Source organism: Chamaesiphon sp. OTE_8_metabat_110 (assembly GCF_031382685.1).
In the GTDB taxonomy this organism is placed as follows: Bacteria; Cyanobacteriota; Cyanobacteriia; order Cyanobacteriales; family Chamaesiphonaceae; genus Chamaesiphon.
On the sequence record NZ_JANMZA010000191.1, the window covers coordinates 1 to 12,734 of the forward strand.

A 12,734-nucleotide genomic window follows, 5' to 3' on the forward strand; every position below is an offset into this window, starting at 1 on the left:
AATCCTTTTCCTGAGCCAATAGTGTAGGGGATGTATAGTAATCTGACTCAGATGAAGAATTTGAATTATTTATTACTAGAGAGGGGGGACACTTTTCATCTGTAGTAAGTGTAGATTCCTCCTCTTTGGGTTCGGAATCGGCTTCAAACTCCCAAGCTTCCCGCAGCCGTAACCCCTTGATGACTTTCCCCGCACTAGTCCTCTTATGCTCGATCGAGTGCTTTAGGCTGTCGTTGCAAAGCTCGATTAGCGACGGGGTGAAGTTGTTGATACTCTTAGGTTTCAAGCCTGAATCTTCACAAAATACCCCGTAGGCTTTGTAAAGATCGCCACATTTAGCGGAGCCGTTGGGGTCGATGATTAGTTTCTCATCGTAGAACGCCGCGATCGAGTCCTCACGGATCGTCATCTGCCAATTAAGATCTTTGACGGCTTGAACATTACCCGCGCCCTTGATGGTAGTTTCGACCCAATCATCAGGGATTGATAACAGATAGGTAGTAAAAGCCGTTAAATCGGCTTCAAATTCTGGGATGAGATCGCGGCTTTCAGTTGGTCGGAATAGACAGGGGAAATCGACCTTACGCCGCTTGATGGCGTAATTAGAATCGCCGACAAACGTAGGATTATTTGCCGCTACTACTACAATTCCTTTGAAGATGAAGTTATTAGCATCCTTTCCCTTTCGTTCGTAGCGGATCGGATCGCCTCCCGTAGCCGATTTGAATACGCTCAAACCTCCGACCCGCTTGTCTTCATCGTTCATCCGAACCAGCCGCTTACCCTTCAGATTTGCCGCCTCGAATCGGTTTTCATTCAAGTCCTTAATCGATGTCGAGTGGGTGTTTTCTTTGCCTACTAACATCTCTAACAGGCTAGAAAATACTCCTTTCCCATTGCCACCACTGCCAAACAAGTAGAGAAATTTTTGTAAATCGGAGCGTCCAACCAGTACCGCATTACAGAAGGCGATTGCGATGTCTTTTAATTGCCGATTCTTATTTGTTAATTCATCAAGAAACCCGTCGATCTTTCCCCAGCTAGCCGCGATCGCCGAATAAGGGCGAGGTAGTTGCCAAGTAAAGCCGTAATCTGGGGAGTGGTCTAGGAGTTGCCCTGTTTTAAGCTCTAGCACTCCATTGGCAAAGGGCATGTAAAGCAGGTTAGAGGCTTCCGTCCAACCCTCATGTAAAATCTCTCCGATGGCGAATTCAATGACATTGCGGACGTAGCTAGGGGAGAAATTAGGGATGGTTTCCTCTAAATATTTCCGCACCTCACAGAAAACATATTCGTTAGAGCAAACTACCCACTTTCCTTTCCCGTCATACCGCCAGTACTGTTTGACGCTGGCATCGAAGCGGATGACATTTTTGAACAAATCCTTAAACACTTTCTTGGACATTTCCAAGGCTGAGGGGGTTTTATCCTTTTTCTCGCCCTCCTCTTGAATTTTGGGGGTGATGTCCTGTGCGGACTCGATCGCCTTGTCTAGGGCAGTTCGACCCGCTCCGAAAATGAAATCATCCAACCCCTTATATTTCTCTTCCCACTTAATCGATCGAGTCTCACAGCCCACTTCCGCAAATAACCGCGCTAACTTCTTCCGCGCCTCATTAACTCGTTTCGGATTGGCATCTCGATCGAATGCGATGCAAATAGTCCGTTCGCCTGTTGCCAGAGTTTGAAGGTCGGGAATTAAGGCTAAACAACGGTCTGAGCCGTCATCGTTACTAGACGATGATTTATACCCACAATCGATACCAGGAAGGCTGACGACTGCATATCCAGCCGCTAAACCTGCGTAAGCCTTCTTCTCGCCTTCGGTGATAATCACGGGTATCTCTGGATGATCTAGAATCCATTCCCAGAAATCACTACCAGTCTTCTCGACCGCATACCGAGCCGCAATAGCCGCCCAAATCGCTTCGGTAACGTTGGGGCAATAGGCGCGGGGAGATTCACCTTCAGCCCCTAGATATTTTTTGAACTTCCCTGGTTTCTTCCAATCTGCTGGGGGATTTTCGGGCTTGAATCGGAAATACTCTATTTGGGCGCGATCGGCTAGACCATAGAACGGGGTGATGTGCCAACCGCCGATCATTTTCTTGACGCGATCGAGCGTGGAATTATTAATTCGACCGTTAGCCAGTCGATTAACGCCCCAATTTAATTTGTCTAGGATGAAGAGGATATCATCGTTCTCGATCTCCTCTCCGCCGCGATACTTGCTCGTCCAACTCAGATCGACTCGTCCGACATTGAGGCTAAGTAGATCGGGATCGTGTTGCGCGAATTCTTGAATACTGTCTAATCCCGTGAGGATGTCATTCATGGTGGATGCTGATGTTTGTAGGGTTTACAGAGCATCTAAAAGGGTGATAAAATCGAACATATTAAGAAGAGATTTATTCGACTTTGCACCCCCTTGGATGCTCATTTCCCCCCTTCAGGATTCAGGGCCTGAAGGGGGGAACTTTTTTATGCTGCTTGGGGCAGTGTGGACACGAATTCTTCTACTAGAGCGCGATGGTTGGGACAATCCGCACCATTGAGCAAGTAGCTCTGTAGAAGCGTCCAGTTCCATTGAATCAGCCCGCCTTGCTCGATTTGGAGCCAGTAGACACCCTTGGGAAGTTTGGCTCGGAGTTGGGCGGATTGCCAGCGGGTTAGCTCATATTTTTCACGCACGATCGAGCGTTCGGTCATAAACTTAAATTTGTCGGGAGGTTGTAGCTTCTTAGGCATAGGGGATAATGAGGGTAAGTTTATTGGTGTCGAGCGACATCCTTTCGGGGTGTTGCTCGTTTTTGTTTGGTTGGATGCGGTAAGGCTGGCAAGGCATGTTTTTATTCTACATTAAAATATTCATTTCGGAAATATTGAGCGGCACAGAAGCAGTACACAAATGAATCTCTTGTACTCGCTTTTCTCAACTAAGAGTTAAAAATCACAAGTATGTATAAAGTAGTCGTAACCTTTAATCCATAACGTCACAAGTTGCATAAATCCTGAGTAATATCATAATATTGTCATTTGCGGTACTAGTATGGTGTCACTTTGTTATCAGTACAAAGTTGACGAAAATATCTATACTTGCGATTTTACATTGTATAATTCACTAACAAAATACCGTAAAATATCATTAAATACCCTCAAATATCACTAAATACCAGATATACTTCGTCTGACTGGGAGTGTATACCCGTGCATACCTGTGTATACCCGTGTGTATACCTGGAATCCTTTCTCAGAGCCAATAGTGTATAGCATGTATAGTAATCTCACTCAGTTAGAAAATTTGAGGTTTTATTAGAAAGAGAGGGGGGACACCTTTCACCTGTAGTAAGTAAAGACATCCCCGCCCCAGCTAGAAATCGACAAACAGACACTTTCGATCGATCGCGTGTAAATAGGTGTTCATTAGAACCTTTTTACTGTGCCCCGTCTGAGCGGCTAAGTCTGCCAAAATAGCCCCCTGAGCGGCTGCATGAGATACGCCAGTGTGGCGAAGATTGTACGGTTTGCGATACTCTACGCCGCAACTAGCTAGTAATGGTTTCCAGACTTTCGCCCGAAAATAATCATCGTCCAAATAACCGCCTTTGACGGCTGGAAAAACTAGATCGTCAGGCTTGGGGTCAGTCTGTTCGTGACGCGACCGCAGCATCTCTACCACAGTTTTAGTCACGATGACAGTCCGAGATTCCCCCGTCTTGGTAGTGTCCCTGTGGTGCCCACGGCTAACGCTGGCATCGAATAGTACGGTGTCAAAATTAGCCCCAACGTTCAGCCAGCGCAAAGCCGCCATCTCTCCAAATCTGCAAGCAGTATGAGCGACAAAAATGGCGGCATCTGTATAGTAAGAATGCTTGGGATGATTGCGGAACTCTTGGGCGATCGCTTTGAGTTCAGCGATCGTGAAGGGTTTAGGCTTTTTTGGGGCTGGCAGCTTAACCCGTTTGAGTCGATCTAATGAATTATTCCAAGGGTTAATGTCACTCAAGATATATAGATCTTCTTGCTGCGCCCAATCCCAAGCCGCCGCCAAGTCAAATAGATAAGCGCGGATCGTGCGCGTCGATGCTTGCTCCGACCACGCGGCGATGACATTGGCGGCGATATCCGGGGTAACTTTTCCCGCTGGCTTGTCCCCTAGAAATTGGGTGAGTTTGGAAGCAATCCCCTTAAATCGGACTCGCGAGCTGTGGGATAATTCCCGCCCTTCCATTCGGTGCGCTGCATACTTGGCGAATAGTTCGCTGGCAGTGAGATCGATATTCTGCTTCTTAGCCTTGCCCCGATCGGTGTAGGGCGTGGGATCGAAGTGTCCCGATAGAATATCCTTCTCGATCGATGCCATTAATGATTTGGCGTTCGACCACCCAATTGGGTTGTTATGGTTCTTCAGAGTCTTGTGATACTTCTTGCTGTCAACACGCCAGCGGATGATGAGGGACTTTCCTCGTTCTTCGATGTGCATAATTTTGTGGGGCGAAACGTGGGGCAACAGAATCACCAAACCCACCAAAACAGCACCATATTTTCAGGTATATAGACGCAAAAAATCGGCTGTTAGGATGTGTTTGATTCCTAAAAGCCTTACCAGTGCTTTCCTTTCCGACCAATGGACGAAACTGGACTCGAACCAGCGACCTCATCGATGTCAACGATGCGCTCTAACCAACTGAGCTATACGTCCTTGCAGTCATCATTTATAGCATAGATGACTCAAGGAAGTCAATACCATCTGGGTTGTCGAATCGGTGTTAAGGCAATTTCAATAGTCAATTGTCGGTCTCTGATGCTAAAATAATCCAATATCACCAAGGTTGGCCGATCGGTTTAGGCAGCGGACTCATAATCCGCGAGGAAACTCTAGACAGGTTCGATTCCTGTACCTTGGATTAAAGTAAATCGATTAATGTAGGCGTCAATGCAGTGACATTATCGATGACGATCGCTGCGCCCGATTGTAGCAAGCTGTGGCGGTAGCTAGCGATTTGTGAGGGATCGGCGAGGATGTGGGGTGGTAAGACGCCCACGCCAATAAATTTGCGGTTTTTTTGCTGGGTACGGGCATTGACAATGGTGTGCATATCGGCAACTGTATCGCCAACATAAACGATCGACTGGCTCCGGGCAAGTTCCTGGCTCGATTTCAATCGTGCTACTACCATCAATAGTCCGGTCGGATCTGGTTTACCTGGCGCGTCTTCCATTGCCACTAGAATAGGCGCAGCTAAGCCCAATCTGCGTTCTAAGATGTAAGTAGCAGATCCTTGAGTCGCACCGCTAAAGAAGCCCCAGGGGATCTGTGCGGCGGTTAATGAATCGAAGTAGTCAAGGCTAACTAACAGGGGTTCATCACAGATGTATCCATTCCAATCGATCGGATCGGTGCCGCGATATTTAGTTTGGAAATAGGCAACGATGTTGTCATAATCGAGGTTTAATCCGGAGCGAGTTTGTCCTTGACGCTCAAAATAGCGATAAATTAACTCCTGCGAACCTTCCCAGTCATTATTCCAGATGCCTTCACTTTTGAGCTTGTCGATGTCGATCGCGCTCGGACGGTATGCGCCATTGGTAAATTCGGCAACTGTGTCGGCTAAGGCGCGACGATAGGAATTGCCTACGTCTCGAATTACTCCATCGATATCAAACACTACGATCGCGCTCATGCTCTATCCTGCCACTAAATTAATTCAAAATTTACCATACTCTCAGCAGCAAGCTCACCAAGGTCGATCGTCGCTGCACTATTGAGGCTCGATTGGGTCTAATAAAATACAAAGCTTGACTAATTGAAATGGTTAGCTAGCCCAAACGGATGGTACAATTATGGATTGTGTGCCAAAGTACTAAGCAAATATGACCGAAACCATTACCGAAACCTTACCAGTAACGCTGTCCAAATTTATCCTCAAAGTGCTGTGGTTGGATGAAAACGTCGCCCTAGCTGTAGACCAAGTCGTCGGCAAAGGTTTGAGTCCTTTGACTGCTTATTTTTTCTGGCCGCGCAATGATGCGTGGGAACAACTTAAAGCCGAATTAGAAGCCAAACACTGGATTGCCGAACTCGATCGGGTGGGCATTCTCAACCAGGCTACTGAAGTCATCAATTATTGGCAAGAGGAAGGTAAGGGGAGACCATTACCCGAGGCTCAAGCCAAATTTCCCGAAGTTATCTTCACTGGTAGCAACTAATTTTAGCAGTTGGGGATGGGCGGATCTGTGGCGAGCAGCTTAGAAAATCGAGCGATGGGATGGTTTATCCTTGGGTTTGAGTAGCTCTATCTATTTAACGTTCCCATCACCCCTGCCAAGTTAAAGATCGTTGTTCGCCACAAAATGTGGGAATTAGAGTTAAAGTTTGATGTGACGATCGATTTGTCTTTTTAGGTCTGCTAAGGTTGTTGAATTATCTAAATTAACGTCTGCTAATGCTATTTTGGCAGCTAGAGACATTTGACTGGCGATGCGGCTGTTTGCTGCTGTCTCATCGAGCCTGTCGCGTGCCATAATTCGGTTTAACTGAGTGGGAGGATCGCAACTAACTACCCAAGTTTCTGTTACTAAGTCCGTCATTTGTGCTTCAAATAGGAGCGGAATTGCTAAAATGGCGGTAGCATCCAGTTCGAGCCGACCGATCTCGGTTTCAAAACAAGCCCGCACGTAGGGATGGATGCGAGCATCCAACCACTGACGCTCGGCTGAGTCGCTAAAAATGATTTCACCCAGCCGCTGTCGATCGAGCGTGCCATCTGGCTGTAAAATATCGCTACTATAGCGGTGAACGATTGCCTGGAGGATTGGCGAGCCGCTGGCTACTGCCGATCGAGCGTAGAGATCTGCATCCCAAATTGGTAAGTGATATTGTGTTTGTAAGTAGTTGGTGACGGTACTTTTCCCGGTACCAATGCCACCAGTAATGCCGATTAATCGCATAAATTAGTGACTGGAAAGTAGTTGTAATCGGGGCATCGAAACTGAGGCGCGAATCGTTAATTCATGTCGCTCTATATCGATCGTTTAGATGATTTTGCTGTAAATATTTGTGGCAGTCTGTACTGGAATCTGATGAATCTTAAGTGTCTATAAGTTGGGGAGGAAGGGATTTTGGTCGATCGAGATGATGGGCAAAGTTATACGAATAGTACGCGGGATGTTTGGCAGCTAATTCAATCGTTCGATGCTCCACGGGAGAGGCTACGCCAACGACAGCGCAATCCCCAGATACTACCACAGAAGTATCTCAAAATGCGTAAGAGTGCTTTGGCATTTTTCAGGGCAACATGTCATTTATTTTATCGAGATCTACCTCAAAATTCAAGCCTAAATTTAGCTCCCTCTACCTGGATTTGTGGCGATCTACATTTAGAGAATTTTGGTGCGTATAAGGGTGATGACAGGCAAATTTATTTTGGCATTAATGATTTTGATGAAGGTGCATTAGCGCCTTGTCTATGGGACGTTAGCCGTTTGGTTACGAGTATTTTCCTAGCAACAGATCTATTAGAGCTGGATCGATCGGGACAAACGAAATTAGCTCAAATTTATCTGACTACTTATGCAAATACACTAGCATCTGGATCGATAAAAGCGATCGATACCGCTAATGCACGCGGGATTGTTGGCGATCTACTTACAGCAGTCAGCCGTCGCAAACGACGCGATCTATTAGCAGAGCGAACAGAAATAGATCGAGAGCGTCGTCACTTGAAAATTGATGGCGTCAAAATATTAGCAATTAGCGATTTGCGCCGACAGGAAATTATTAAGACGATCGATACCTGGGCACAAACACAAGCAGAGCCAGAATTTTTTCAGGTTTTGGATGTGGGATTCCGAGTGGCTGGAACGGGGAGTTTGGGACTCGATCGGTATATCATTTTAGTAAAAGGGAAAGGTTCGCCCGTTGGCAAAGCCTCTCCTCTGGAGAATCGCAATTACTTACTCGATTTTAAACAACAGCCAGCATCCGCCTTAGAGCCATATTTACTCACAGTACAACCTGAATGGAAACGAGCAGCTAGAGTGATGAAGGTTCAGCAGCTCGTCCAATCGGCACCACCAGCACTACTGGCTGCTATTGAATTTAGTGGTGATAGCTATCTATTGAGAGAACTCCAACCCACTGAGGACAAAATTGCCTTCAAATCTGATAAGATCGGTTTGTCCGATTTAGAGAGACTAATCGATACGATGGGCGAGGTTACTGCCTATGCACACCTTCATGGTAGTGGTAAATTAGGAGCGGCAATCGATCGAGATCTTGTAGATTTCGGACACGGTTTGGAATGGCAGCAACAGGTATTAGATTATGCCGATGCTTATGCTCGGCAAGTAGAGTTAGATTATCAAGTTTTTTGTCAAGATTCTCAAAAACTAGCTTAATTTAGATAGTGTCTATCTGGGAGGTGATTTCGATGCTTTACAACTAAATTATCATAGCTTTTATTATACTGAAATTTAGTTTTCTCTGTTTCTCAGTCGGTCTAAAAATCGGGCTTATTAGTATCTTAATTTAGTTTAACGTGAAATATTTCAGACTATTAATTGGGATTGGGGTACTCGGATTAGGTGCTTGTCATCGAAATTTACCGACAGCATCGACACCAGCAACGCCAGCAACGCCGAAACCTGTTACACCGATACCCACGACTTCGCCCCCGTCGATTAACACCACAACGCCGCTCGCCTCACCCAACCCGTTAATTCCTAATGTTACACCCTTACCAGCTCCAGCAATTATCGTCCCGCCACTTCCCGCTCGGGTGGGTGACTATCAAGTCATTGATGAGTTAAAGCAACCTCAATTTATGGCGCAGAGTCGGGATATTTTAAAAGCGGGTAGCTTACCAAATACGAAAGTAAAATTTAATGCCATAGATTTATTAGTAGTTTTAAAAAGTACCCGCAAATACTTTAGGAATACATTAGACAGCGATCCAGATCTCCAGCGCGAGGGGATTTTGGGTACTCAAGGAGTTAAAGTTACGGATATTTTGAAAACACTAGATTTTATGGTGTTGACAATTCAACAGGATCTCAAAGCCAAACGACCGATTCGACTGCAAGATCCAAAATTCTTAAATAGCAATTTTCGGACGATTCAATGGACGGCTTTCAATCCTACGGCAACAGATGAGAAACGAGTCAGGATGACTAAATATGCCGTATTCACTCATCGAGGCTCCCGTACTCCTACTAAGGAATTTAATGCTGGACTGTATGCGCTCAAATCCGGTACCGACATCGATGGAATTAGGCTGAAATACACCAAGCAAGACGTACTCAAAAATATTTATGAACCTGAAGGTCAAGAATTTGGAACGGTCGAACCTTTAGCATATCTCGATCGCGAGGGCTTGGAATCAGCTTTAATGCAAGGTACCGTCCTGATTAAATTCCCAGATGGTAAATCGGCATTTTTTAATGTCGATCGCAACAATAATATTCCTTATATTAAAGGTTTAGCGCCAACCGAACAAAAGCGATATTGGTATTTTAAACCAGTAACAGCAATTAAAGGATTTGGGCAAACGATCGAGACTAAAATATCTCTTAAACCGGGCGTAACTTTTGCCGGAGATGTCCTCAATATTGGTTTAGGTAGGATCGTAGTAACTGAGAATTCGCTCGATGGGAAACCACAGTTAAGAATGGGAATTATTGCCGATACAGGTGGGGCTTTTTTACCAAATTTACATCAATTAGATTTTCTGGCTGGAGTGTTTGATAACAAGGATGATTTTGCTGCATATACGCGCAAATTACCGGAATATACTAAAGCATACATTCTTGTCAAACGGTAAAAGCGATAGCTAGTTGGGAATGGCGATTTGGTAAATCTATTCCCAATCTATTTTATCTTAATATCGTTTGAAGAATCGCCAAACTGACAGAGCTAAAGAGAAAAGATAGGATAGTCCGATCGCCAATTGCCATGGACTCCAGAATTTAAAGCGGGGATTAGCTTCGAGCAGTTTTTGCAACTCTGTGGTTGCGGCAAGCTGAGATCCCGATCGATCTATTCTGTCATGAAGTGCCGTCTGTAGCTTTGGCCCTAACTTTTCCAGAATCCTGGGTGGTGGAATGACGATATTTTGGTCTGCACAACCCGGTAGGAAACTCATCATCAGTACTGTCTGCGATCTAGAGTCAGCTTGAGAACGACCATGCCACACAGTACGTGTGAACAACCAAATATCTCCTTTCTTCCCAGTTAGCGCTCTCAGCCAAGGAGCAATATATTTCGGTTTAATAAATGGCAGTGAGTTGATAATCCGTGGCCAAGCATCCGAGCCAGGGAGGAGGACTGTGCTGCCCGCTGGAGATGGGACATCATCTAAAAGAATTTGTAAACATGTTTCCCCCGGACGATCTTGATGTATTCGCAAGCAACCTGAGCCGGGATTTGCTCTGCGGATCTGAACCAGCCACATTTTATAATCCTGGCCAAGAACATCAAGTAACAGTCGATCTACGATCGGATCTGCGAGAATAGATTCTAGGGCTTGGTCTAGTTGGGGTGACTGACCTAAAATATCATAAAGAATCGTTACATTTTGGGTCGCTGTCCACAACAAGGGTTCCCATTCTTGACGATCGAAGAATTTTACTGCTTTCTCAAGCTGCTGAGATTCTCCTGCTAATAATTTTTGCGATTCCTGTGCTATGACTCGAACAGTATCATCGTCAAGTAGCTTTGGGAGACGGACACACCCATACTTTACATATTCAGAGGTCAGATCGGTGACATTCACGACTATACCTACTTGATGCTGTTCGACAGCTTTCAAAATTTATTCTTTTTGTGTAACTTTTAGGAAAAACTACAAAGCTGTTATGATTATACATGAATTGTTCGCATAGCACAATTTACGACAAAAATTAGGAGCGAGATCGAATGTTGAGTTTTCCCACCTGCCCAAGTTAGTTCGGACTCGTTGGCGAAGCCTCTCTGAAGGAGAATCGAGCGGATGTCTGTCGATCGGTTAATAGAGAGATGAGAACCACCACTAGATCCGTCAAAATAAAGCTAGTGCATTGCATTCGCTTAGGCTTTATTTATGCTCAGACTAGTTCTTCTGAAACTTCGGTTGCCTTTATCGAGTTTATTGTGTGTAGTATCGATCTCGATCGGTGGCTGTACATCCGAACCACAAGCTTCTTCAGCTTTAGATGCCGTACCTTCACCCAATATTCCTAAATCATCTCAGTCTCAAACCTTTGCCCAGACCAATGCGAAGTCTTTTAGAGTCGAAACTGTCACTGAGGGCTTGGAAGTGCCGTGGTCGATCGAATTTTTGCCCGATCGATCTATTTTAGTGACCGAACGCCCCGGTCGATTGCGGATTATTCGTAATGGCAAGCTCGATCCCAAACCTATACCAGGATTGCCCACTATTGCTGCTCGGGGTGAAGGAGGACTAATGGATTTGGCACTACATCCCAACTTTAGCCAAAATCGCTGGCTGTATCTCGCCTACACGATCGAAGGAAATGGCGGCCTGCTGCAAACTCGCGTCTCTCGGTTTCGACTGACTGATACAGGATTGACCGCAAAACTGGATATTTTCCCCGGCGTACCAGGAACGGCGGCGGGGAATCATTTTGGGTCGCGAATGGCTTTCGGACAAGATGGTAAACTCTACATCACATTGGGCGAGCGCGGCGAACCCAAACGCGCACAAGACCTGACTAATCTTAACGGCAAAACCCTGCGACTCAATGATAATGGTACTGTACCCAAGGACAATCCCTATGTCGGACGCAGCGACGCACGTCCTGAAATCTTTTCATTCGGACACCGCAACGCTCAAGGCATCGCCATTCAGCCCAAAACTGGGGCGATCTTTCAAACCGAGCATGGCCCATCAGGCTATGATGGTCGCCAAGGTGGGGATGAAGTCAATGTGGTCGAGGCGGGTAAAAATTACGGTTGGCCGAATATCAGTTACGATCGCAAGGCTCCAGGACAGTTACCGCCGCTGTTGCTCTATCAAGACGCGATCGCACCATCTGGCGCGACCTTCTATACTGGGAAAAGTTTTCCGCGATGGCAGGGCAATTTCTTTTTTACCAATTTACGCGGTCGCTCTCTGATTCGGGTGGCGCTCGATGGGATAAAAGTCGTCGGACAAGAGCAGCTATTGCAGCAGCAATATGGACGGTTGCGGGATGTCAAGCAAGGGCCAGATGGGTTCTTGTATATTACGACTTCGGATAATGATGGCTATGGTGATGGTCGCGCGGGTGGCGATCGCATTATCCGATTAGTGCCTAGTTCATAAGGGCTGGAGATAGCATATCTCAAATTGACTTGCTGTTTATCGATCGATGAGATCGGCTAATACGATTGGGGATGGGAACAGTTATCCCAATTTGTTCATTTAGGATTAATTTGGCACATGTCCGAGCAGATCGCGAAATAATCTAGCGATAATCGAGGCTTCGTTAAAGCAACCGAACATGACTACGCCATAAACCGCCAGCATTGGCACGAGCGAAAAGCTCAGATCTAAATTTGCTGACAATGTGAACGCCAGTGCCGCACTCAGTATTAGTAGAATTGAGACGACGAGCCAGGTGGCAGGACGCATCTGTAAGTCGATCTTCGAGCCATTTGCAGATGATGCGATCGCGCCGCGCGTAACCAGCGTATACTTGCGATCGCCGAAAGGGCCATCCAATTTGAATAGGTTGCCAGCAATCGTCCCGCTATA

Annotated in this window: 11 protein-coding genes and 2 tRNA genes; 5 read left to right on the plus strand and 8 right to left on the minus strand. The window is 46.0% G+C overall.

From position 1 onward, the window contains the following. From RMO52_RS06960 to RMO52_RS06975, 4 genes are all read right to left on the minus strand, one after another. A partial coding sequence (locus tag RMO52_RS06960) for a phage/plasmid primase, P4 family (RefSeq protein ID WP_310412221.1) occupies positions 1–2,335 on the minus strand: 2,335 nt, incomplete at its 3' end. A gap of 146 nt (positions 2,336–2,481) precedes the next feature. Continuing rightward, positions 2,482–2,748: a hypothetical protein gene (locus tag RMO52_RS06965; protein WP_310412224.1), complete on the minus strand. Its 267-nt coding sequence runs from the start codon at positions 2,746–2,748 to the stop codon at positions 2,482–2,484. Positions 2,749–3,370: 622 nt separating this feature from the next. Beyond that, positions 3,371–4,483, minus strand: a complete 1,113-nt coding sequence (gene xerC / locus RMO52_RS06970) for a site-specific integrase (RefSeq protein WP_310412226.1) — start codon at positions 4,481–4,483, stop codon at positions 3,371–3,373. A gap of 145 nt (positions 4,484–4,628) precedes the next feature. Next, positions 4,629–4,702: transfer RNA gene (locus RMO52_RS06975), tRNA-Val, on the minus strand. Between the two features lie 124 nt (positions 4,703–4,826). Here RMO52_RS06975 and RMO52_RS06980 point away from each other — a divergent pair. Beyond that, positions 4,827–4,907: transfer RNA gene (locus tag RMO52_RS06980), tRNA-Ile, on the plus strand. Here the strand turns inward: RMO52_RS06980 and RMO52_RS06985 are convergent. Next, the gene (locus RMO52_RS06985) at positions 4,908–5,684 is read right to left on the minus strand and encodes a TIGR01548 family HAD-type hydrolase (RefSeq protein WP_310412228.1); all 777 of its coding nucleotides are present in this window, start codon (positions 5,682–5,684) and stop codon (positions 4,908–4,910) included. 190 nt (positions 5,685–5,874) lie between these two features. On the opposite strand from RMO52_RS06985, the gene RMO52_RS06990 reads away from it, so the two are divergent. Further along, positions 5,875–6,210, plus strand: coding sequence for a 30S ribosomal protein PSRP-3 (locus RMO52_RS06990; RefSeq protein ID WP_310412231.1), 336 nt, complete (start codon positions 5,875–5,877; stop codon positions 6,208–6,210). Positions 6,211–6,369: 159 nt separating this feature from the next. On the opposite strand, the gene coaE is transcribed toward RMO52_RS06990, so the two are convergent. After that, positions 6,370–6,951, minus strand: coding sequence for a dephospho-CoA kinase (gene coaE / locus RMO52_RS06995; RefSeq protein ID WP_310412234.1), 582 nt, complete (start codon positions 6,949–6,951; stop codon positions 6,370–6,372). 171 nt (positions 6,952–7,122) lie between these two features. Between coaE and RMO52_RS07000 the strand changes: the two genes are divergently transcribed. Together RMO52_RS07000 and RMO52_RS07005 are read left to right on the plus strand one after the other, a co-directional pair. Next, positions 7,123–8,400, plus strand: coding sequence for a DUF2252 family protein (locus tag RMO52_RS07000; protein WP_310412238.1), 1,278 nt, complete (start codon positions 7,123–7,125; stop codon positions 8,398–8,400). 140 nt (positions 8,401–8,540) lie between these two features. Continuing rightward, positions 8,541–9,821 (plus strand): hypothetical protein, encoded by a 1,281-nt coding sequence (locus tag RMO52_RS07005; RefSeq protein ID WP_310412241.1) that lies wholly within the window; start codon positions 8,541–8,543, stop codon positions 9,819–9,821. Positions 9,822–9,878: 57 nt separating this feature from the next. Here RMO52_RS07005 and RMO52_RS07010 read toward each other — a convergent pair whose 3' ends face one another. Then, positions 9,879–10,808: a putative 2OG-Fe(II) oxygenase gene (locus RMO52_RS07010; RefSeq protein WP_310412244.1), complete on the minus strand. Its 930-nt coding sequence runs from the start codon at positions 10,806–10,808 to the stop codon at positions 9,879–9,881. A gap of 270 nt (positions 10,809–11,078) precedes the next feature. On the opposite strand from RMO52_RS07010, the gene RMO52_RS07015 reads away from it, so the two are divergent. After that, complete coding sequence (locus RMO52_RS07015; protein WP_309742162.1) at positions 11,079–12,302, plus strand: PQQ-dependent sugar dehydrogenase; 1,224 nt, start codon at positions 11,079–11,081, stop codon at positions 12,300–12,302. 105 nt (positions 12,303–12,407) lie between these two features. Here RMO52_RS07015 and RMO52_RS07020 read toward each other — a convergent pair. Then, the coding region (locus RMO52_RS07020; protein WP_310412248.1) for a hypothetical protein at positions 12,408–12,734 on the minus strand (327 nt) is incomplete at its 5' end.